Source organism: Microcoleus sp. Z1_A1 (assembly GCF_036700305.1).
Lineage (GTDB): Bacteria > Cyanobacteriota > Cyanobacteriia > Cyanobacteriales > Microcoleaceae > Microcoleus.
Genome location: NZ_JAUBOR010000045.1, coordinates 1 through 23,000 on the forward strand (window position 1 = coordinate 1; position 23,000 = coordinate 23,000).

General features: G+C 44.2%; 18 protein-coding genes and 2 pseudogenes. 14 read left to right on the forward strand and 6 right to left on the reverse strand.

Annotated elements, in window-relative coordinates:
- The first annotated feature begins 315 nt into the window (after positions 1–315).
- The 5 genes from QT973_RS22315 (at position 316) to QT973_RS22335 (ending at position 5,795) form a co-directional block, all read left to right on the forward strand.
- On the forward strand, positions 316–1,224 hold the full coding sequence (locus QT973_RS22315) for a glycosyltransferase family 2 protein (protein WP_333057261.1): 909 nt from the start codon (positions 316–318) through the stop codon (positions 1,222–1,224).
- Position 1,225: 1 nt separating this feature from the next.
- Positions 1,226–2,386, forward strand: a complete 1,161-nt coding sequence (locus tag QT973_RS22320; protein ID WP_333057262.1) for a glycosyltransferase family 4 protein — start codon at positions 1,226–1,228, stop codon at positions 2,384–2,386.
- Between the two features lie 113 nt (positions 2,387–2,499).
- The gene (locus QT973_RS22325) at positions 2,500–3,729 is read left to right on the forward strand and encodes a glycosyltransferase (protein ID WP_333057263.1); all 1,230 of its coding nucleotides are present in this window, start codon (positions 2,500–2,502) and stop codon (positions 3,727–3,729) included.
- 59 nt (positions 3,730–3,788) lie between these two features.
- On the forward strand, positions 3,789–4,871 hold the full coding sequence (locus QT973_RS22330) for an NAD-dependent epimerase/dehydratase family protein (protein WP_333057264.1): 1,083 nt from the start codon (positions 3,789–3,791) through the stop codon (positions 4,869–4,871).
- Positions 4,872–4,949: 78 nt separating this feature from the next.
- Positions 4,950–5,795, forward strand: a complete 846-nt coding sequence (locus tag QT973_RS22335) for a WecB/TagA/CpsF family glycosyltransferase (protein WP_333392196.1) — start codon at positions 4,950–4,952, stop codon at positions 5,793–5,795.
- A gap of 67 nt (positions 5,796–5,862) precedes the next feature.
- Here the strand turns inward: QT973_RS22335 and QT973_RS22340 are convergent, their stop codons facing one another.
- The gene (locus QT973_RS22340) at positions 5,863–6,132 is read right to left on the reverse strand and encodes a hypothetical protein (protein WP_333057266.1); all 270 of its coding nucleotides are present in this window, start codon (positions 6,130–6,132) and stop codon (positions 5,863–5,865) included.
- On the opposite strand from QT973_RS22340, the pseudogene QT973_RS22345 reads away from it, so the two are divergent.
- The 4 genes and pseudogenes from QT973_RS22345 to QT973_RS22360 form a co-directional block, all read left to right on the forward strand.
- Positions 6,131–7,167 (forward strand): annotated as a pseudogene (locus QT973_RS22345) (IS5 family transposase); the annotation flags it as partial. The gene QT973_RS22340 and the pseudogene QT973_RS22345 sit on opposite strands and share 2 nt — an antisense overlap.
- A gap of 672 nt (positions 7,168–7,839) precedes the next feature.
- Positions 7,840–8,190, forward strand: a complete 351-nt coding sequence (locus QT973_RS22350; protein WP_006635783.1) for a hypothetical protein — start codon at positions 7,840–7,842, stop codon at positions 8,188–8,190.
- A gap of 107 nt (positions 8,191–8,297) precedes the next feature.
- A complete protein-coding gene (gene ycf46, locus QT973_RS22355) occupies positions 8,298–9,818 on the forward strand; it encodes a stress-responsive protein Ycf46 (protein WP_333227465.1) in 1,521 nt (506 codons plus the stop codon).
- Positions 9,819–9,948: 130 nt separating this feature from the next.
- Entirely contained in the window at positions 9,949–10,302 is a 354-nt protein-coding gene (locus QT973_RS22360) for a DUF1257 domain-containing protein (RefSeq protein ID WP_006635781.1), read from the forward strand.
- A 170-nt stretch (positions 10,303–10,472) separates the two neighbouring features.
- Here the strand turns inward: QT973_RS22360 and QT973_RS22365 are convergent, their stop codons facing one another.
- Both QT973_RS22365 and QT973_RS22370 read right to left on the reverse strand, forming a co-directional pair.
- Positions 10,473–10,811, reverse strand: coding sequence for a hypothetical protein (locus QT973_RS22365; RefSeq protein ID WP_333057267.1), 339 nt, complete (start codon positions 10,809–10,811; stop codon positions 10,473–10,475).
- 23 nt (positions 10,812–10,834) lie between these two features.
- Positions 10,835–11,104, reverse strand: coding sequence for a glycosyltransferase (locus tag QT973_RS22370; RefSeq protein WP_333057268.1), 270 nt, complete (start codon positions 11,102–11,104; stop codon positions 10,835–10,837).
- A 1,125-nt stretch (positions 11,105–12,229) separates the two neighbouring features.
- Here QT973_RS22370 and QT973_RS22375 point away from each other — a divergent pair.
- Positions 12,230–12,562: pseudogene (locus QT973_RS22375) on the forward strand (transposase); the annotation flags it as partial.
- A gap of 865 nt (positions 12,563–13,427) precedes the next feature.
- Here QT973_RS22375 and QT973_RS22380 read toward each other — a convergent pair.
- Both QT973_RS22380 and QT973_RS22385 read right to left on the reverse strand, forming a co-directional pair.
- Positions 13,428–13,754 (reverse strand): hypothetical protein, encoded by a 327-nt coding sequence (locus tag QT973_RS22380; protein WP_333057269.1) that lies wholly within the window; start codon positions 13,752–13,754, stop codon positions 13,428–13,430.
- Positions 13,755–13,927: 173 nt separating this feature from the next.
- Positions 13,928–15,352, reverse strand: a complete 1,425-nt coding sequence (locus QT973_RS22385) for an aspartate ammonia-lyase (RefSeq protein WP_333211168.1) — start codon at positions 15,350–15,352, stop codon at positions 13,928–13,930.
- 523 nt (positions 15,353–15,875) lie between these two features.
- Between QT973_RS22385 and QT973_RS22390 the strand changes: the two genes are divergently transcribed.
- From QT973_RS22390 to QT973_RS22405, 4 genes are all read left to right on the forward strand, one after another.
- Positions 15,876–17,741, forward strand: coding sequence for a hypothetical protein (locus QT973_RS22390; RefSeq protein ID WP_333392198.1), 1,866 nt, complete (start codon positions 15,876–15,878; stop codon positions 17,739–17,741).
- Between the two features lie 372 nt (positions 17,742–18,113).
- Complete coding sequence (locus QT973_RS22395) at positions 18,114–19,799, forward strand: DNA repair helicase XPB (RefSeq protein WP_333392200.1); 1,686 nt, start codon at positions 18,114–18,116, stop codon at positions 19,797–19,799.
- Between the two features lie 105 nt (positions 19,800–19,904).
- Positions 19,905–22,019: a WD40 domain-containing protein gene (locus tag QT973_RS22400; protein ID WP_333392202.1), complete on the forward strand. Its 2,115-nt coding sequence runs from the start codon at positions 19,905–19,907 to the stop codon at positions 22,017–22,019.
- A 105-nt stretch (positions 22,020–22,124) separates the two neighbouring features.
- On the forward strand, positions 22,125–22,331 hold the full coding sequence (locus tag QT973_RS22405) for a DUF2281 domain-containing protein (RefSeq protein WP_333341031.1): 207 nt from the start codon (positions 22,125–22,127) through the stop codon (positions 22,329–22,331).
- Between the two features lie 129 nt (positions 22,332–22,460).
- Here the strand turns inward: QT973_RS22405 and QT973_RS22410 are convergent, their stop codons facing one another.
- The gene (locus tag QT973_RS22410) at positions 22,461–22,904 is read right to left on the reverse strand and encodes a DUF29 domain-containing protein (protein WP_333392204.1); all 444 of its coding nucleotides are present in this window, start codon (positions 22,902–22,904) and stop codon (positions 22,461–22,463) included.
- Between the last annotated feature and the right edge of the window lie 96 nt (positions 22,905–23,000).

The following is a 23,000-nucleotide window of genomic DNA, read 5'->3' on the forward strand; positions in this document are numbered from 1 at the left end:
AACCAAAATTGGGACGTATTCTCCGCTTATAAAGCCAGTTTAGGCTTTGTTTGGGCTTAAAATTTGTTTAAGTCCCGATAGTTTACCCAGACAGACTTCTAGGACTGACGCTCTTAAACTCTAAAACCTTGATACCCCCACCCCGTTGCCCAAGTGGGGAACTCTTAAAGCCCCATTGTGAAAAGGGGGGGGGAGCGACTGCGTAAGCCATACTTTCATTTTTGTAGCGACGGTTGCAACCGCCGAGCGAGTGGTAAAATAAAACACTGTTACTTTTAGCCTTACCTATCGTTAAAAGCAGCAAAATTGGGAATAATGAACCGTACTAAAATCGCCGCCCTTTTAACTTGCTTCAACCGCAAAGAGAAAACATTAGCTTGCTTAGATGCTCTTTTTAAGCAGGCACTTCCAGCCGATGTTGATATTTTAGCCTATCTAGTCGATGACGCCAGTACCGATGGCACCAGCGAGGCCGTTCGTCAAATCTATCCTCAAGTCAATATTTTTTCCGGCGATGGTAACTTATTTTGGAACGGGGGAATGCGTGGGGCTTTTACCGAAGCAATGAAAGATGATCCCGACTACTACCTATGGTTAAATGATGACACTCTTATTTATCGAGACACCGTAAGTGTATTGCTAGAAACAACTCAAAAATTATCAGAAAAAGGAGAAACAAAAGCCATCATTGGCGGTTCTACCTGCGACCCCGAAACGGGTCAAACAACATACGGAGGTGTGGTGCGAAATAACCCTTTGCACCCCTTCCGATATGGTATCCTCGAACCAACAAAAGAGCCTCAGATGTGCGATACTATGCACGGCAACTGCGTATTAATTCCCCGCAGTGTTGTGCAAAAGGTCGGCAACCTCGATCCGGCTTTTGTCCATTATATTGGCGATTGGGATTATGGTTTACGAGCCAGACAGAAAGGATGTACAGTTTGGATTTCTCCTGGCTATTTAGGCACTTGTTCTCTCAACCCCCAAGTGATCAAAACGGCTGCTGATAATTTAAGTGAAGGATTGGATAAAATGAGCAAACCGAAAGGTTTATCATTCAAAGATACTACCCTGCAACCGGCTCAAGAGTGGAAAGTATTTACTCAGCGGCATGGTGGCTGGTTGTGGCCAATTTATTGGCTGCTACCTTATCGCAGGTTAGTTTGGCTTTCAGTGTTGAGTAAACTGGGATTGACTAAAAACAAAACTCAAGGTGAATAGGATGGTTGATAGAAATGAACTCCGCATTGCTTGGCTTGTCCCGGAAGTGGAACTGGGAGCTTACTGGCAGCCTGTTTTGAGGGAATTTACGAAATTTTTTAAGAATACTGTATTTTATACTGGTCGTGTTTGGTCTGGGTTCGATCCGACCCTGCCGGGAGCATCGGCAATTCAGTTGGTAGGGGAGACTAAATTTGTCGAGACGGAAAAGATAGAAACAGGATACGATCGCGGATTCATTGTAGTATCGCCTAGTATTATCGGCTATTTGCTAAAATTTAGACCTCATGTGGTCTTTCCCCAAGCTTTCTCTTTGTGGACTGTAATTGTTGCGTTTTTAAAACCGCTACTGAGGTGGAAAGTTGCAATTATTTACGATGGTAGTTCCCCAAATACAGACTTTCGAGATTCCAGTTTTAGGACATTTGTGCGCCGCATCATTGTGCGGTTTGCCGATGCTTTTGTTGCCAATAGCAATGCGGGTAAAAAATATCTGATGGAAGTTCTCAACGTACCGGAGGATAAAATTTTTACCCGAACCTATCTGGTACCTGATGCGGGTGCTTTGCTGAAACGATTGGATCAGACTCAGCCCCAAAACTTGCAGTTGAAACGCCCGATTTTTCTGTATGTAGGGCGCATCACGGCTAGAAAGGGAATTAAAACGCTTTTAGAAGCTTGCGCTATTCTTAAAAATCAAGGTTATGTTGATTATTCGCTGTTGATTATTGGCAAGGGAGATCAGCGGGAAGAACTGGAAGCATTTATTAAACAGTGCGATTTTGAAGAGCAAGTAACGTGGGCGGGATGGGTAGAATATGGAAATTTAGGTGCTTATTTTCAGCAAGCTGATATTTTTGTGTTTCCTACTTTTGAGGATGTCTGGGGTATGGTTGTACCCGAAGCGATGGTTTTGGGAAAACCAGTCTTGTGTTCAAATGGTGCAGCTTCCTGTGAGTTAATTATGTCAGGCGAGAACGGTTATATTTTCGACCCTAGCAGTGTTCAAGAATTAGCGGAGAAAATGCAAGTTTTTCTAGATCATCCTGATTTGATTGAGTCGATGGGAGAGCGTTCACGACAGATAATTTCTCAAAAAACGCCAGAAACAGCAGCTAAAGCTTACGTCGAAGTTACATCTTTTTTGATGGAGAATAGGTAAAGCAAGTTCGGCAAAGGATTTTTTAAAGGATTTAACGGAGGGATGGAAGAGGAAAGAGGGAAAAATTACCAATTACCAATTACCAATTACCAATTACCAATTACCACTTAGCCATGAAAGTTTTATTATCTGCGTTTGCTTGCGAACCGAATCTCGGCTCCGAAGAGGGAGTAGGATGGAATACTGTTATCCAATCTGCTAAACATCACGAAAGTTGGGTATTTACTCGCACGTTTTGTCGATCGTACATTGAAGCAGAACTAGAGCGGAACCCAGTGCCCAACCTGCACTTTGTTTATTTTGATCCGTTTGGGTGGAGCGAAGATTGGAAGGGGAAACAAGGATTGCTGCAACTTCACTACTATCTGTGGCAAATCTGGGCATATTTTATCGCTCGGAAGCTCGATCGCGAAATTGGTTTTGACATAGTACATCACGTGACTTATGTCAAACATTGGTCTCCCAGTTTCCTGGCGCTGTTGCCGCATCCTTTTATTTGGGGGCCTGTGGGGGGTGCAGAAGCAGCACCAAAGCCTTTTTGGCAAGATTTTAGCCGCCGGGGGAAAATTTACGAAACGCTGCGGGCATTGGCTCAAAGCGTAGGAGAACGCGATCCGTTTGTGGGTCTGACGGCGCGCCGCAGTGCCGTGGCACTGGCGACTACGGAAGAAACCGCAGCCCGACTGCGATTTCTTAAAGCAAAAAACGTGAAGATTTTCTCGCAAGTCGGTTTATCGCAGCAGGAAATTCAAGAACTAGAGAAATTTCCTACCCCGCCGGAGCAACCAATTAGATTCATCAGTGTTGGTCGTCTCTTACATTGGAAAGGGGTGCACTTGGGACTCCGTGCATTTGCGGAGGCGAAGCTGGAACAATCGGAATACTGGATTGTGGGAGACGGCCCGGAAAGGCAGCGTTTGGAAGCTTTGGCAACAGAATTGGGACTGGCAAATAAAGTATTTTTTTGGGGAACTTTATCTCGCAGTGAAACTCTTTCTAAAATGGGGGAGTCTCACGTTCTCCTCCATCCGAGTTTGCATGACTCTGGCGGATTTGTCTGCACGGAAATGATGGGGGTTGGTCGTCCGACGATTTGTTTGGATTTGGGGGGTCCGGCTACTCAAGTAACGGCTCAAACGGGGATTAAAGTGGCTGCTACTGACCCAGATCGCACTGTGCAAGGTCTAGCAGAAGCTATAGTGTGTTTAGCCCAAGATCGTGAATTGCGAGATCGCTTGGGTCGATCGGGTCAAACGCGCGTCAGGGAAATCTATGATTGGAATATCAAAGGTAAATTCTTTGCCCAATTGTGCGAAGATGTATTCGATGGAAAATCAGGATAACTTCTGATGGGTTCGATCGAGCAAAACAAAGAAAACTATATTTTTTCAGGCGGTGAAACGTGGGCGTTGCAATCATTACTGGGTCGGCGGGTTTAATTGGTTCTGAGGCGTGTAAGTTCTTTGCCAAACAAGGCTTAGATATCGTTGGCATCGACAATAATATGCGCCAGTTCTTTTTTGGTGCTGATGGTTCTACAAACTGGAACCGCCAACTGCTCGAAAAGTCTTTGGGTACCAAGTATTATCACTTAGATGTGGACATTCGCGACTATGAAGCGATTACCAATATCTTTCAGCGGTACGGCGAGTCGATCGAATTAGTAATTCACACAGCAGCCCAACCCAGCCATGATTGGGCTTCCCGTGCTCCGAAAATAGACTTTACCGTCAATGCCAACGGCACTCTCAATCTTCTAGAAGTAACTCGCTTGTACTGTCCTAAAGCGGTTTTCATTTTCACTTCTACCAATAAAGTATACGGCGATACGCCTAACAGTTTGCCTTTAATTGAATTAGAACACAGGTGGGAAATTGAACCTGGCCATACTTACGAAACCGGCATTCGGGAAGATATGTCAATCGATCAGTGCCTGCACAGTTTGTTTGGTGCTTCTAAGGTAGCTGCTGACGTTTTAGTCCAAGAATACGGTCGATATTTTAATATGAACACCGCTTGTTTTCGCGGTGGCTGTTTGACTGGCCCAAATCACTCAGGAGCTCAATTGCACGGCTTCCTCGCCTACTTGATGAAGTGTGCAGTCACGGGAACTCCTTACACGGTGTTTGGCTACAAAGGCAAGCAAGTTCGCGACAACATTCATAGCGCTGATTTAATTTCGGCATTTTATGAATTTTATAAAGCTCCCCAAAGCGCCCAAGTTTATAATACAGGAGGAGGCAGGTACAGCAATTGTTCAATGTTAGAAGCGATCCAGATGTGCGAGGCAATTGCGGAACGCAAGTTTAATTGGACTTATGCTGAAGGGAATCGCATTGGCGATCACATTTGGTGGATTAGCGACAATTCCAAATTTTCCAGTCACTATCCCAACTGGAAAATGAAATATAACGTTAAACAAATCCTACAGGAGATTTATGAATGTAACCGCGATCGTTGGCTGAAAGAGGATTCCAATGATTGAGCGGGGCAAAAATAATGTGCTGGGAATTTCGGTAAACGATTGAAAAATACAACGTTAAACAAATCTTAGGGGAGATTTATGAGTGTAACTGCGAGCGTTGACTTAAAGAGGTGCTCCATGATTGATAAAGGCAAAAAGAATGTACTGGGCATATTAGTAAATGCCGTTAATTATGAAGCGGCTGTTAGCAAAATTATTGCGGCAGCCAGCGCCGGAAAACCAATGTCAGTTTCTGCTCTAGCGGTTCACGGGGTAATGACTGGGGTTCTCGACAGCACTCATCGTTATCGGATTAATCACATTGACTTAGTATTGCCAGACGGACAGCCGGTCAGGTGGGCGTTAAATTGGCTCTACCATACGGAATTGCCCGATCGAGTTTGCGGGCCGAATGCGATGTTACAAATCTGCGAACGTGCGGCAGAAGAAGGATTACCTATCTATTTGTACGGATCTCAAGCTTCTGTACTGGAAGCTTTATCTCGCAATCTCTGCCAGCGTTTTCCCAAGTTAATTATTGCTGGAACTCAGCCTTCTAAATTTAGGCACGTTTCGCCCCAAGAGAAACAAGAAATTGCACAGCAAATTCGCAACAGCGGTGCAGCAATTACCTTTGTCGGCTTGGGGTGTCCCCGGCAAGAAGTCTGGGCTTACGAATACCGGGACGACTTATCAATGCCGTTGATTGCTGTAGGTGCTGCTTACGATTTTCATGCGGGTAATTTGGCTAAATCTCCTGACTTTTTATCTAAAATAGGTTTGGAATGGCTGTTTCGGATGATGAAGGAACCTCGGCGCCTTTGGCAGCGGTATGTTTTTTTGAATCCACTTTATATATGGTTGTTTTTGCTACAAGCTTTGAAAATCAAACAGTTCGATCCCACAGACGCCACGCCGCCTGTAGAAGAAGTATTATATGGTTGAAATTTAAACGTTTCTGGTGAATTATGGGCGATCGCAAGTAAAAGCTAAAAAAGCAAACACATCGTAACTAATCGTTTTGAGGTGCAAGTGCGATCGCCTGTTCAAAAAAACTTCTATCAAATCCGCTGACATCGGAATTATAGTGGGAGGTTAAGAGTTCGCTATCCAAATCGCGAGTTCTTAACATCCCACTGAGATGATCTGAATATATTAGGGCTTGCTGAATAATCGATCGCATATTGCGTGGCGAAAGGTTTCGATCGCGCGAGCGAGAGTAAAGTCGCCGTGATAAACAGGTAAAATAGGTCAAAACCCGTGCATAGCCACCTGCGATCATGTACAGAAAAGCTGAGCTTGCTCCCCTCCAACCCTTAGACTTTGAACTAACCAACGGATGTAAATTGTCAGCCCTCAACCGTTGGGTAAAAATGGCCCAAATAATCCCGTGGGATGAATTTGAATCAGAATATGCGGCTAACTTCCCGACAGCGCATGGTGCACCAGCCAAATCTTTTCGGATGGCGTTGGGAGTATTAATCATTAAAAAAAAACTGGGAATTAGCGATCGTCCAAGAGTAGAACAGATTAGGGAAAACCCCTATCTACAATACTTTATTGGTCAATCAAGCTACAGTAACGAGCTACCCTTTGACCCCTCTCTATTAGTTCATTTTCGGCAACGAATTAGCCAGAATCTAATTAATAAACTTAACGAACGAATGGTTGAAAAAATCCGCTCCATCACCCCAGTTAAACCATAAAAAAAAAGGATTCGGACGCCAAAAATGAGTCACCCAATCGCGGAAAATTAATCATAGATGCTACCTGTGCCCCAGCCGACATTACCTATCCGACCGACTTAGGACTATTAAACAAAGCCAGAGTTCATACCGAAAAAATTATAGACATCCTGTATAAACAGATCAAATATCAAACCAGTAAAAAACCAACAACCTACCGTAATCTAGCAAGAAAAGACTACTTAGCAGTAGCTAAACAAAGACAGCCCACCCGAAACAAAAGAAAACAGGCACTAAAAAAACAGCTCCAATATATTAAAAGAAATCTACCTCATATTCAACAGCTAATCGATGCAGGTGCGACCATAGAATGCCTGAACAAAAAGCAATATAAAACCTTGCTAGTCCTTACAGATGTCTATCGCCAACAGCAATGGTTATTTGATAATAATAAACAGAGTATTGAGGATAGAATAGTAAGTTTAAGCCAACCCCACATCCGTCCGATAGTCAGAGGAAAAGCCGGAAAAAGCGTAGAGAGGCGAGCCAAACTATCAGCTAGTTGCTTTGAAGGGTATGTATTCTTAGATCGGATGAGCTGGGATAATTTTAACGAATCAGGAGACTTAAAACAATAGTTCGGACAGTTTTTGGCCCAATGGCTTATGCTCGCTTGACTTTGAGCCACTGTGGATAATTAAATCAATGTCAGCTCCACCCCTGACTTACATTTAATTCGACTTTTTTATGCTCCTTGCCCCGCGTAAGCTTGTAGTATAGTTCCAAAAACTGTCCGGACTATTGTTAAAGAATTTGGAGATAATTATGTAATTAATTTTGCTTGACTACTTAATTTTCATAAAAAATATAAATTAAAGTTAAAAAAGTTAGACTAAAAAAAGTTTGATGGCTTTGATTTTTGAAAAATACCAGTAATATCATCACATCTGCGGAATGTGGGTTTTAGCTTAACTTGTCAGTAATGACGGCGCACTCATGAGCGGGCTGGGCACTGATGGCGCACCTTACCCCAGATGGCGACTCAAAGAATTTGTTGGCCCTACTCCTATATATCTATTGTTCATATTTATAGTTGGTCGATCGTCCTTGACGCTACCCATACCTGCCGCTGCACCTCGGCCTCATCAGCTACACGCCTAAGTTTTTCGTTGTTAACGGCCCCAGATTTACGTCAAATGTAACGAAATATTACAAGATGACGCTAAAGCAGCATAGAGGCTTGACAGCAAAGAATTAAGTGGCTAATCTGATATACATACCCGGGTAAGTCAATTCACTGTCATATGCAAGAAAAGCAAAAAGTTACATTGTATCTTCCACCAGAACTGCATCGCCAGCTCAAAATCCGAGCCGCAGTCGAAACTGAACCGATGTCATCAATTGCAGAAAGGGCAATTGTCTTCTACCTAGGAAATCCCGAACTGGTTGACGAAGTAGAAGCATCCTACGGACAAACCCATCGGGTATACAACTGTCCAGAATGCACGGGTTCAGTAGTAATGCGAGATGGAGAACTGGCATCCGTAACAAGTCAGCCGAGCGTATTGGCTGAACAGGATCTTCCAGTAAAGCAGGTGTCCGGCGTCAGTGCCAGCACGGCAAAACCGGGAGAGGAAGAATTGGTTCCCTGCTAAGAATGCCTTGCTTCCCCAAAAAGCTAAAACTGAAAATTTCAGTAAGAGGGCTAATGGCAGCATTGAGATTCAGCAAAGATAGCACCGTCTCTAGTGGGTCGAGGAATATGCAAGAAGAGATCAGTATTCTAATCCAAGCTCAATATCCTCTGATCTACCTCGTGACATCCGAGGAAGAGCGGTGTGAGCAAGCAATTTCGACAATAGCTCAAGCGAAACCACAGCGACGAGTATTTATCTGGACTGTAACTCACGGCATTGTGGAGTATGGTCAACCCCGCACCACCACCCAACACAACACCGTCTCGCCAGAGGCAGCAATTGAATGGGTGATCAGGCAGCGAGAACCCAACAGTAACGCTAGCATCTACATTTTCAAAGATTTGCATCCTTTTATAGATTCTCCTCCGGTAACGAGGTGGTTGCGCGATGCGATCGCCAACTTCAAAGGAACGCAAAAGACAATTATACTGATGTCTCCTTTGCAGCAAATTCCGATCGAGCTAGAAAAGGAAGTAGTGGTATTAGACTTCGCGTTGCCAGACATGAAGGAACTAAACCAAGTATTGTCTGGTCAGTTGGAACAAACGAAATCGCGACGCATTACCACAGAAGGGCGAGAAAAACTTTTAAAAGCAGCCTTGGGATTGACCAAGGACGAAGCTGAAAAAGTTTATCGCAAAGCTCAAGTTTCGACTGGGCGCCTCACAGAAGAAGAAGTAGACATAGTTCTTTCGGAGAAAAAGCAATTAATTCGGCGCAACGGCATTCTAGAGTTCATTGAAGAAGACGAAACCCTGGATGCAGTCGGCGGCTTAGAAGAGCTGAAGCGGTGGCTGAGACAGCGTTCCAACGCCTTTACAGAAAGGGCGAGAGAATACGGTCTGCCCCAACCAAAAGGGATGTTAATTCTCGGCGTACCGGGATGCGGGAAATCGCTGATTGCCAAGACCACCTCCCGCCTCTGGGGACTGCCCCTGCTGAGGCTAGATATGGGTAGAGTCTACGACGGCTCGATGGTGGGTCGATCGGAAGCCAACCTCCGCAATGCCCTCAAAACCGCAGAATCCATCTCTCCAGCCCTCCTCTTCATCGACGAACTAGACAAAGCGTTTGCAGGAGGCACTGGTTCGGCCGACTCAGACGGAGGCACCTCCAGCCGGATTTTCGGTTCGTTCCTCACTTGGATGCAAGAAAAGACTTCCCCAGTCTTCGTAATGGCAACAGCCAACCGAATCGAGCGGTTGCCGGGAGAATTCTTGAGGAAAGGCAGATTCGACGAACTCTTCTTTGTTGATCTGCCTACCAAAGAAGAACGCCAAGATATATTTAAGATTCACCTGTCAAAGCGCCGTCGGGAAATTACTCGCTTCGATTTAGAGCAACTTTCCAATGTTTCCGAGGGCTTTTCAGGTGCAGAGATTGAGCAAGCGCTAGTAGCCGCAATGTACGAAGCCTTCGCTCAAGATCGAGAGTTTACGCAGCTAGACATCATCGCGGCCATTAAATCCACAATGCCACTGTCTAAAACAATGACCGAACAGGTCACCGCCCTGCGAGATTGGGCTAGACAGCGTGCACGGCCCGCTGCGTCTTCCGTCGCTGAATATCAGCGAATGGAATTTTAAAAGCTTTCTCCTGGTCCAAACAGGAGCAAAGGCTAGCAACAGCTAGCAGTTCGATTCAAGAGCCGCCAAGCGGCACCGTTAAATCCAGACCGTTGTTGTTTCTCTCTCAGTTTTATTAGGAGGAAATCCAATGTCTCACTTTAGCACACTGCGTACCAAAATCACCGATGCCGAAATCCTGAAAGCTTCCCTGCGCGACTTGGGCATTTCAGTCAAGTCAGAAGCTGATGTTCGTGGCTATAACGGTCAGCGCGTTCGCTCCGACATCGTGGCGATTCTGGAAGGCGAATATGACCTGGGTTGGTCTCGCAATAGCGATGGTTCTTTTGACCTGATTGCCGACCTCTGGGGCGTCGCCAAAAAGCACAATCAAACTGAGTTAATCAACTCCATCAACCAGAAGTACGCAGTCAACAAGACCTTGGCAGCAGTCAAGCAGCGCGGTTTGCAAAATGCCAACGTTAAGCTGGTAGTGCAAAACTAATTGAACTGCATATTTCCAAGCTCGCGGGTTAACCAAACAAACGGGTTAACCCGTTTTTAGATCGCTAGGAGGTAGAGGGGGGTCTTTGGGCCGCCACATACTTTTTTAGCACTCCCAAGCAGCAGCTTTCAACCTGAAAGCTGCTGCTTTATCCTTTAATGGTCGGCTTCCTAATGCTTAGGACAATCGTCGATCGTTTGTTGAGAAATTTCAAGTATTCGATCGACTTTGCGTTCCCAATCAAAAGGCTGCCGGACTCGTTCCCGTCCCGCACAACCCATACTCTGCCGCAATTCTGGTGACTGAGCGAGCTTGAGCATCGCATCTGTCAGTCCCTTGACAAAGCCTTCTCTGGAAGCGGGTTCTACTAAAATACCGCAAGTGGAATTCAGATAAGGATCGCGAATTAAATAATTTACACTCTTGAAAGTGGGGAGTAGGGGATGGGCTGATAGCCCGCCCTTTCTGGACGGGCTATAAGAGCCCATCCCACAAGAACCATCACGCATTGTAAGTTATTTAATTCTCATTCCTAATCTGCCGGGCCGCCCCAGTTCGTTGCTATGACGGGCAAGCCCACTGCCATTGCCTCCATCACCACTGCCGGGCCGCATTCCCGCACACTGGGGAAAACCATTGCATGAGCTTGTTGCATTTTGAGGGCGCACTCCCCCTGAGACAGCCAGCCACTAAATACAACGCTGCTGTCGATGCCTAAGCGAGCTGTTTGAGCTTCGAGTTCCCCTCGGATTTGCCCATCACCGATGATTTCCAACCCACATTCGGCACTCTCAACTGGCACATAGGCGGATTGAGGGGGGAAATTTGATACTCCCCACCGATGAATCGGGGGGATTCTTGATTAAGACCACAAAGGGACTTTCAAAGGCGTTATCAATGCACCTCTACCCACTCAGCGATTGCACAAATCCAAGCCTTGCGTATATTTTGTTTGTTTGTTTATGCTTTCAGAGTCCATCACAACGCCAGATAGGTACGCTCAATAATTCACTATTGCTTGTTTGGTCAGGCTACAGTCAAGCTGAGACGAACCAAAGAAAGGAGTTTCACCTTATTAAATTATTTCAACACGTGGATGGTTATTCTTAATCACGTTATAATTATACCGCTTTGTATTAATACCAATTCACTATGAAGGTACACGCTCATGTAGGCTAAAAGTAGAGGAGATGCAATATGGGCAACAAATTTAAGGTAGAAATCCCGGAAACGGTTGAGGAACTAGAGCATCGACTCGAACGGGCTATAACCGCAGTAAGTAAAGAAAAATTACTGCTATTATACTGAATTGCCACCAAAAAAATCAAAACAAGAGAAGAATTAGCCACGATGCACCGATCGAGACGAATCAACAATATATCGTTGGTTAAGAGCTTACAAATAAGGTGGAATTACCTCATTACTCACAGTAAAAAAAAGCTCCCGGTAAGACTCCACATATACCGCCCGAAGTTAGATAAAAATTAATCAAAAAACTGCAAGAGCCAGAGGGGGAAACAAGTTATGGCAAATTACAGATATGGCTAGAAAAAGAATGCGGAATCAAAGTGAGCTATAAAGTCGTACATGACCTAGTTCATTATAAATTAAAATATTACCTCTCTCGTCCCAAGACCCCAAAGCAATAAGGTGAACGAAGTTGCACAGACAAACTTTTAAAAAAAAAACTGTGGGAGATTATCAAAGTAATGATTAAATATTTCGGAACAGGACAGCCTGTAAGGATATGGTGTCAGGACGAGAGTAGATTTGGATTGATTACTATGCAGGGCATGATGATTACATTGAAGGGGATAAAACCAGTCGGAAAAAAGCAATGGAAGCGAGGAAAATTCTATGTGTATGGAGTTGTATAGCCATAACAGGTGAACTATATTATCAATAATTTTCTCAGCTCAATCACAACTGCTTTCAAGAGTTTTTACATAAATTTGCTGAAAAATACTCAGACTATTTCAATCTAATTATCATGGATAATGGTAGCTTTCATAAAGCTCTCTTATTAGACTGGCATGACCATGTAATGCCAATATATTTACCTGCCTATAGTCCTGAATTGAATCCGATTGAAAGATTGTGGGAACATACAAAAAAAGACCTCAAGTGGGAAAATTATTCGAGTTTAGATAAACTCAAAGAACAGGTAGATATAATTATCAAATCTCTCACGAATGAAGAAGTTTTATCTCTCTGTGGTTGGGACTATATCCTTGAAGCTATATTAAGTGCAGGTTCATAGTGAATTGATATTAGTGAGAAAAACATTATCATTCTCGAAAAAGCTATAAAATCAGATCGGGGCAATCTGGAACGTCATCCACGAATATAACCAACAAGTCAGAAAAAAAATGGGGATTGCATAACAATATCGATTGTTTTTCTCTGTCCTTTACAAAAAAAAATACCAAAATATGTTCGATATTGTTGCCAATATTCCAAGGCGACTAAGACATCTTCTTCGAGAGTTAGGATGGTGCGAAGTCCTCTTCTGTCTTTATTATTTTCTACAGCAAAGTTCACCCTTGGCGTTAACTATTGCTTTGAGGGTTTGAATGTTGATACCAAATCAACGTGGAAATTGACAAGATTGCAAATTTATATAAGATTGATTTTTCGTGATTTACTTATTGTGTAATGACAACAGAACTTTCTAGCATCTTATCCTGTCTATGGCAAGACAAGAGTGAAAATAAGTTACGAGTTGGGATTCAATTAACTCAAGCAAAATGTTTCATTATATCATAAAATTATTTTACAATAGGTCTAAGCTGTTGGGCATCTAAATTGTATTTTTGGGGCGGGCTAAGAGTGCCAAACCCTACTCCCCACAAGACTTTTTTTAAATTTGACTATACAATTTAAATGCACTGGGAGCATCTCATATTTGTAAAAACACTTCTTCTGGGTCCTTCCTTCTTCCTCTTCCCTCTTCCCTCCTGCCTCAAAACTCCTGCCTCAAAACTCCAATTTCTAGCGGAGGCCTGCTTTCATTGAGATGCTCCCAATGCACTTCAGCTTAAGCTCAATGTAACGCAGGCACGGAACACCCTAACCAGGGTGATATGCGCCTGCGTTATCAAGAATCATCTCAATACAAATGAACCCTAACTATTCATCGGCAATCTACCAGATGCAGCCCGCTGCATGGTACTAACTCGCAGCGAGTTAGAGAATATTCCTTGACCTTGCAGTTCAGGGATAGCAGGTTTTACTTCTACTTTTACCACCCTGGCTGTGCAGATAAAAACCGTTTGATCGGCTAAATGGAAAGTCAACCAAGGTTGATTTAACAAATTCAGCAGTTCTTCTTGTAGTTCTTGTGCAGGTATCGGAATAGTGAAAGTTTCAGCCTGACCTTCCACATAATGAAATGTCACTTGAGTTGTGTTCTCTTTATCTTGAGTTAATTTGGCAAAAGAACCGGCGCGCATAAATTTTGCTCCCCAACTTTAGACTATAAAAAAAATCAGAATTAAATCTAAAAAATTTGAATTCTGAATTGTTTAACTTTAACCTGTGACAGGGCTGAGGCAGAACTCAGAAGACTGAAGGCAGAATTAAATCGAGTTCAGCCTTCTAGTTTATAGCTGATTCCTGCGATCGCCTATACGTTAGCAGAAGATGTTGGCATCGCACTCATTTTCTCTAAATCTAGAACTTTTGCCAAGTCTTCTGCACTCATTAAACCCCTTTCTAGCACAATTTGCCGCAAAGATTTGCCGGTTTCTAGAGATTCTTTGGCGACAGCGGCGGCGTTGAGATAGCCGATGTGAGTGTTGAGGGCGGTAACGAGGGCGAGACTGCCTTCTGCGTAGGCGAGACATCGATCGCCCTTAGCTTCAATTTTGGCGAGGCATTGTGTAGTCAAAGCGCTGATGGTATTGCCCAAAATTTCGATGCTGTGAATGAGATTGTAGGCAATCAGGGGCATCATCACGTTCAATTCTAATTGTCCCGCTTGGGCGGCAAGGGCGATCGCGCTATCGTAACCCATAACTTGAAAACAAACCATCGATGTCATTTCTGCCATCACAGGGTTGTATTTTCCCGGCATAATTGACGAACCAGGTTGCACAGGAGGCAGTTGAATTTCTTTCAAACCCGTTTTCGGCCCGGAGTCCATCAAACGCAAGTCATGGGACATTTTAACGCAATCCTGAGCGAGATTTCGCAGTGCACCGGAGACATTTACAAACGGTGCCATACTCTGCATAGCAGCCATTAAATGCTTTGCTGGTTTCAGGGGGTGGTCAATTAATTCGGAGAGAATTTCAGCAACTTTTTGACAGTATTCAGGATGAGTATTTAACCCGGTTCCTGCCGCACTTCCCCCCAATCCCAGGGATGTCAAATCATCGGATGCCCTGTCAATTCTCAAGGTATGTTCTTTCAGAATTTGCGCCCAAGCGCCGAAGGTGTCGCCGAGTCGAACCGGCACAGCATCTTGCAGGTGAGTGCGGCCGGATTTAACAATATCTTTGAATTCTTCGGCTTTGTTTTCTAGGGCGACTACGGCATCCGACAAAGCCGGAAACAGAGTTTTTTCTAACGCCAACAATCCGCCAATCCGAATCGCCGTCGGAATCACATCATTTGTCGATTGACCGTAGTTTACATGATCGTTAGGACTAACGCGCTTGTAATTGCCTTTTTCATCGCCCATAATTTCCAAAGCGCGATTTGAAAGAACTTCATTAACGTTCATGTGGTGAGAAGTTCCGGCGCCGGCTTGGTAGACATCAACTACAAATTGATCGCGCAATTTGCCAGCTAGGATTTCATCTGCTGCTTGGACAATTGCTTGACTGATGTCTTGGGGAATGCAGCCTAGTTCACCATTGGCGATCGCCGTTGCTTTTTTAATTAAAACACAAGCATCAACGTATGTTGATAAAGGCTTAATGCCGCTAATCGGGAAATTTTCAATAGCCCTTAGAGTTTGGATGCCATAATAGACATTAGATGGGATTTGTTTGTCTCCCATCGAGTCGCTTTCGGTGCGATAGGTTGCGGTTGGCTTTTGAGTCATATCGTCTGGTTTGTGAGAATTAGGAATTGGGATTTTTTTTAAGAATGCTGACTGCCACTGCTGTTTTACCGCGTCGGCGGACTCAGTAAAATACAAGTCAATCGATTTTCGATTTTCGATTTTCGATTTTCGATTAAAGAATTGAAGCATTGACCCCACGGATAAACTGGGGGGGCAAGTTTATCGGATACAGGTTTTTTATTTCTCCACGGATGAATCCGGGGGCTTGTATCCTGGATGCTTTCGCTCACGATTGTAAATAATTATCTCACACTCCGAGTTAAATCTCAAATCTCAAATCTTAAATTAAGATTATTTACCTAAAAGTGTGCAAGAATAGTTGTGTAATTCCGAGTTGTTTAGAACGCCTCCTTCTGTACTTGAGCAGATAAATTTGCGTGCTTAAAAATAAATATTAAACCAGAATTTGAATTTTTGTCACAAAAATTCAAATTACAAATCGGGGAAAGTTGTTATATTTGGTAGCACAAACAATTTTGCAGCAGGCGAATTGCCAAAAATTATGCCGCGTTACCAAACCATAGATGATGTTCCTACCCTCCAAGAGGCACTGGAAGGAATAATTGTTGAAGATTTAAAAAAGCTGAATGCACTGTTGTCGGGCGATCGTAAATTAACCCGCAAAGCTGACCTGGTTGCTGGGATTAAACAGCAAATGCAGGGAGAAAAACTTAAGCAAGTTTGGGCGCAATTAGACGATTTGCAAAAAGCGGCCGTAGCGGAAGTTATACATGGGTCAGGTGGTGGCTATGATGCCGATGTATTTGTGGCGAAATACGGACAACAACCAAACTGGGGAACCAGCGATCGCTATGGATACAACCGAGAACCATCCCTACTATGCTTGTTCTTCTACGGCACTGTGATACCCTACGATCTTGAAGAAAAATTGCTGAAGTTTGTGCCAAAACCTCAAGGAATTTCCTTAAATCTGGTTGGTGATGTACTGCCAGATAATTTTATGGTTCGTGTAGAAAAACGTAACTTTCGTACATCTCAAAGAGAGGTATCCGAGTACGAACTTCCTTTGACTATTTGTGAAATGGAACGGGCAGCCCCAAAGGATTTGGAAGCAGTTTTGCGTCTGATTCAGTCGGGCAAAGTTGCCGTTAGTGAGAAAACCGCATTACCTGGTGCCGCAACTCTCAAAGCGATCGCCGCTGTATTGCAAGGGGGTGATTTTTATAACGACGAACAGCGCCAAGCTACCTTGGAAAAGGGCGATATATTCTACGAGGTTGGTAACATCAAATCCTTTGCTTGGGCAGCGATCGCCCAAGCAAGCAAATTCGCCGAACTATCGGGCAAAAAGCTAGTTTTGACCAAAGCGGGACAGAAAGCTTTGCAAGAATCACCTGCCAAAGGATTACAGACAGCATGGAAGCGCTGGTTAAAAACAAACACTTTTGATGAATTTCGCCGCATTGATGCGATTAAAGGACAAACTGGCAAGGGCGCGCGCGGCATGACAGCGGTGGCGGGGCGGAGAGAGGCGATCGCCTCAAGGCTAGCAGAATGTCCTGTCGGTAAATGGGTTCTGTTTAGCGAATTTAGCAGGTATATGTTGGCAACGGGCAATCGGTTTGAAGTAACGCGCGATCCCGACAATCTCTATATTTCTGAATTTGGGTATGGTAACTTAGGATATTCGGGCAGTCACGATTGGCATATTCTGCAAGAAAGATATATGCGCTGCCTGTTGTTTGAATATGTTGCTACCCTGGGAATAATTGATGTTGCCTATGCCGATCCGTCCCTCATCCCCAGCGACTTTGACGATCTTTGGGGAACGGACGATTTGAGATTTCTCAGCCGCTACGACGGCTTAATTTCTTTTCGCATGACAGCTTTGGGGGCTTACTGTTTGGGATTGACTCAGAATTACACCCCGCCAGCAATTGAGTTCCGTCAAACACTCCGCGTACTGCCCAATTTAGATATTGTTGTAGCAGGAGAAGGCATTGCGGCATCAGATGCGATCGTCCTCGATCTCTATGCTAAAAAAGTTTCAGATGTCGTCTGGCAACTCGATCGACAAAAGCTATTTACCGCCATTGAAGCTGGATACCCGCTAGCAGAATTTAAAGAAGTTTTAGAGACAAGAAGTATCGAACCGCTACCCGAAACCGTACAGCAATTTCTGACGGATGTTACAGAACGATCGAATAGTTTGCAAGATGCAGGAACTGTCAAGTTAATCGAATGTAAAAACGCCCATTTAGCTGTGTTGATTGCCAATGATTCCCGTACCAAAAAATTCTGTCAGCTAGCGGGCGATCGCACTTTAGCAGTTCCATTATTCCAGGAAACTAAGTTTCGCAACGCCCTGCGGCAAGTCGGCTACGTCTTACCCCAGCGGGATAAATAGTAATACCATTTCTCTAAAATCGTGCAACACTCTTCGACCCCCCCTAGCCCCCCCTTGCAAAGGGGGGGGACAAGAATACTGTTATTTCGTTTAAAATTGGTAGAAGATAGTGTCCGGTGGTATCGATCGCACTCGCGCCAGGGTGCAGCAGTCCGATACAAATCCTGAAATTTATTGCAGGGACAATCGCCCGACTGCTTCACCCTAAAAGTATCTAAAATAGTTTCCTTCTTCCCGATCGCATTTGAGACAAGCCTAATAATTAATCCGTGTATCCGTGTTAATCCGTGTAGTGCATTCCTTCTTCCCTCTTCCCTCTTCCTTCTTCCCTCTTCCCTCTTCCTTCTTCCTTCTTCCTTCTTCCTTCTTCTTATGAATTATGTTCCCGAAAATGCTTTGATCGTGCAAAGCGATCGATCGATCTTACTAGAAGTTCACGCCCCCACAGCACAACAGGCGCGAGAAGCGATCGCCCCTTTTGCCGAATTAATCAAAAGTCCCGAACACATCCACACCTATCGCATTACGCCCCTCAGTGTTTGGAATGCGCGGGCGGCGGGAATGCCAGTTGAAGACGCGATCGCAGCTTTGCGAAAATATGCCAAGTATGCCATTCCTGAGTCCGTAGCGCAGGAAATTGAACTGTTGGGGGCGCGGTATGGATTAACTGTAATTGAAAGAATCGATGCGGCTAGCCCGGATTTACAACTGCGAATTGCCGATTTGCCCCTAGCGGAATTGCTGGTACGGGACGATCGCGTTAAACCAATGTTGGGCAAGCGCATCTCCGATCTTTGCTTTCAAGTCGATGCCGGGAATCGCGGCGTACTCAAGCAAGCTTTACTAGCGGTTGGCTATCCGGCAGAAGATTTGGCTGGATATGTCGAGGGTGCCGAATTAGGGATTTCTTTGCGCGATCGTACTTTAGCGGACTTGCCCTTTAATTTGCGTGCTTATCAACACAAAGCCGCAGAAGCATTCTATCAGGACGGGGAGGTAAAAGGTGGAAGTGGGACGATCGTCCTACCCTGCGGGGCTGGTAAAACCATAGTCGGGATGTTAGCGATGAGTTTGGTAAAGCAAAAGACACTCATCCTCACCAGCAGTTTGACTTCAGTGCACCAGTGGCGCAGGGAAATATTAGACAAAACGAGTTTAACTGAGGATGCGATCGCTGAGTACAGCAGTGTCTCCAAACAGACGGCTGCTGTCACCCTATCGACTTACCAAATGCTAAGTTATCGATCGAATAAAGATGATGAATTCCCGCATTTCGAGTTGTTTAACGCCCAATCGTGGGGACTGATTATTTATGATGAAGTCCATCTATTACCTGCACCGATATTTCGGATCACCGCTGAATTGCAAGCACGACGCAGGTTAGGTTTAACTGCGACATTGATTCGCGAAGACGGGAAAGAAGGCGATGTTTTCACATTGATTGGGCCCAAGCGCTATGACGTACCTTGGCGCGAATTGGAAGGACAGGGATTTATTGCGACTGCGAATTGTACGGAAATCCGTGTCGCCCAAAATGAGGCGGAAAAAATGGAATATGCCCTAGCGCCCCGCCGCAATCAGTTTCGGATTGCTGCGGAAAATCCGGGTAAGTTGGATGTGGTACAAAGTTTGTTGCAAAAGGAGGCGGGACACCGTATTTTAATTATTGGTGAGTATCTCGAACAGTTAGATGCGATCGCCAAAATTACCGAATTGCCTCTGATTACGGGGAAGACAAAACAGGCAGAGCGCGATCGGTTATACGAAGCATTCCGTCACAAAGAGATTCCCGGATTAGTTCTATCTCGCGTGGGCAATTTTGCCGTCGATTTACCCGATGCCGATGTGTTGATTCAGGTATCGGGAAAGTATGGTTCTCGCCAAGAAGAAGCGCAGCGCCTCGGACGAATTCTCCGCCCCAAGCCCGACGGACACAATGCCAGCTTTTATACATTAGTATCGCTACAAACTTGCGAGGAAGATTTTGCCCGACACCGCCAACTATTCCTCACCGAACAGGGCTACAACTATCGCATAGAAGTTCAAAAAGATGTGTAGTCAGCTTTGCATAATAGACCTCTTACAGTATTAACGCGCTTGTAGTTGCTTTTTTCATCTCAACAAGTTGCTACACTATTTATAACCCCATCCTCACGCACATTTATGCTTCCAACAATCATCGCCGCTATCGCTCCCTACATCTCGGCAGTGCTCTCACCCATCGCCAGAAATATCGGCTACAAACTAGGAGAAGCCTTCGGCAATAACTCTCAAAAGTACCGAGATATTCTGATTCCCGCTCCCAATAACTCATCTGATTCGACTGAGATAGAGCGAGCCAAACAGCGTTATTCTCAAGAAATGCTGGAATACACGAAGGCGAAAGATACCAGAGACCGGGAATTGTTAAAGCTAACAGTAGCACAAACAGCACGCCGCCTTGAGTTGCAGGAACAGGAACAGCGAGACAGACTGAAGCTGGCAGCCTTGCAACGGGATTTGATGCGGGAATTGCAAGCAAAGGATATTCAGGTCAAGCTGGCAGAAATTCAAACAAATTGGGATAAAGATACTTGGTTTTCTAAGTTAAATCGAGAGGAAACTAAGCAGATTTTACTTCAGCAGCAACATCGCCTCTTAATCTTACTATCACCGCCAAAAATTAGCAAGCAATGCCCGGAAACATTCTGTGAAGATTTGCCAATTGAGATGAGAAGTGTCGGAGATTTTCTCAGACAGCATTATCCTCAACAGGATGTCTTACGCCCAGTTAAGTTTTATAGCGACTATTTCACTGAGTCGATTGGTGATATTGATGTGGAACGCTTGCAGCGAATTTTATCTCCGGTTCCGACGACAATTTTATATAGCGATATCAGCGACTATGCCGTAACTTTCCGCGTCGGCTTTTGGGGATTCCTGAATAATCAGGAAGTCTCCCTGTTTTCTACCAAAGTTTTTGACTGGGAAGAGGCGAAAGATGCACTTTTAGCATCGGGAGTAACTGAGAAAAAAGCTTTACGCATAATTCGGCAGTTGATTGTAGCGATTCACAAGTTGCTGGCGGCATTTTTAGCGGATTTGTATTATCTCAATATTGATCCTGGGTATGAACCTTTGTTATTTAATTTAAAGGATGAATTGGCTGAATATGGATTAGCAGAAGAGTTGGTGAAACCTTATTTTGATATTCTTCAGGATATTCAGCAGCGACAGGGAGAACAGTATGAACAGGAGTTGAAAAAGCTGATTGAGCAAGTAGAAGCGGAACGTCAATCTCAAGAGGCTGCCAAAGCTGAAGCAAAACGCCAACAACAAATAGAAGAAGCTGCCAAATGTGAAGTAAAAAGCCCACAACAAATAGAAGAAAAAATCCTTAGAAAAACTCACTCCTTCAAATGTGTAAAAACTCTTAATGGCGTAGGTCTGCCATCTGTTGATTGCGTAGTTATTAGTCCAGATGGCAAGACTTTTGCTAGTAACAGCAGTGGAAATTGCAGCAAACTTTGGAATTTGCATACAGGAGAGGTGATTCGTACTTTCTCTGGGCATTCAGTTGCGGTTTATTGCGTTGCTATTAACCCTCATGGAAAAATTTTAGCTACTGGAAGTTATGACAGAACAATTAAGCTGTGGAATCTAGAAACTGGACAAGAGATTACCACTCTCAAGGGTCACTCAAGTTTAATTCGGTCTCTTGCTTTTAGTCCAGATGGAGAAACTCTTGCTAGTGGCAGTCAAGACAATAGTATCAAACTGTGGAATCTGAAAAACGGGCAGGAAATTCGCACTCTCACTGGACATTCATACTCGCTTTGGTCTGTCGCTATCAGCCCGGATGGAAACACTCTGGTTAGTGGCAGTTATGACAATACTATCAAGGTTTGGAATCTGAAAACCAGACAGGGATTTCGCACTCTCACAGGCCATTCACAGTCGGTTTTTTCCGTTGTCATCAGCCCGGATGGACAATTTATTGCTAGTGGTGGTGGAGACAACAATATCAAGCTTTGGCCTCTGAAAACCGGAGAGCTAACTCACACTCTCACAGGGCATTCACAGTCGGTTTTTTCCGTGGTCATCAGCCCGGATGGACAAATTATTGCTAGTGGTAGTGGAGACAACACTATCAAGCTTTGGAATCTGAAAACACAGGAAATTCACACTCTCATAGGGCATTCAGCCCAGGTTAATTCGGTCAGTTTTAGCCCGGATGGAAACACTCTGGTTAGTGGCAGTTCTGATGGGAGTATCAAGATTTGGCGGTGTGATGGGTGAAGTAAGAGGGAAAGATGAAAATTATGGCGCGATTTGCAAACATGGAACTACAAAACTTGACTGCGTGAGAAATAAACCGATAAACGCTTAGGAAAAGTAATTGAAATGTCAGAAACAATTAATTTTGAGCAAGCAGTGTTAGAGAATCTGCGACAGTTGCCAACGGAGAAACAACAAGAAGTGCTCGACTTTGCACAATTCCTCGTGCAAAAAGCGGAACAAAAAAAGCAGTTACCCAGCGAAAGTTCTGAGTCTAACAGTTCGTCAACAACCGCACCTACTCTCAAGCTATCACAAGCGAGAAATTGCTAGTCTGCCAATAGCAGAACGCCATAAAATACTAGCACCATTTATACCTGCTACAGCCGAAGATTTTTTGACTTATCCTGAATTAAGCGAGTTTTCGGTACTCGATGGCGAAGACTGGGAGGATGACAGAATTCAAAAAGTCTCAAAACTATATTCATCCTCAAAAACTTCAGACCAAGCAAGTGAGGTTAATTGACATTTTTTACCCATTTCATCCTGGGCATCTTTCAGCGCAACTTTAAAACATTTCTCCCAGAGAGACTCAATAAAATCACGATTTAAAATCGGCATTTCTTCTTGACTTTCTTCAAGCTCTCGCCGCGCCGAACGAATACTAATAGCCCAGCTAGCTGTTCGTTTTTCAGGTTGATTTTTCCATTTAATAACATGAAGCATTAAACGAATTAACTGGCTTTTTAATGCTCGTTTTTCGGTTCTTCCCATTGCTTCAATTAAGGATTCTAAACCTGCCGTTGCTTCCATAGATTTTCCTTCTTTGAGAAGTGTCTGGACTGTGACAGCCGTTTGATAATGAGAACACACTGCTAACCAGTCCCAATCTTGTTTAGTCAGCATTGCCCTATCCTTGAAATTGCTTATATTCCTAAATTTATCATAAATCAATAGTTATGGCAATCGGCGGTTGAATCCAGATTTCGTATCGATCTAAAC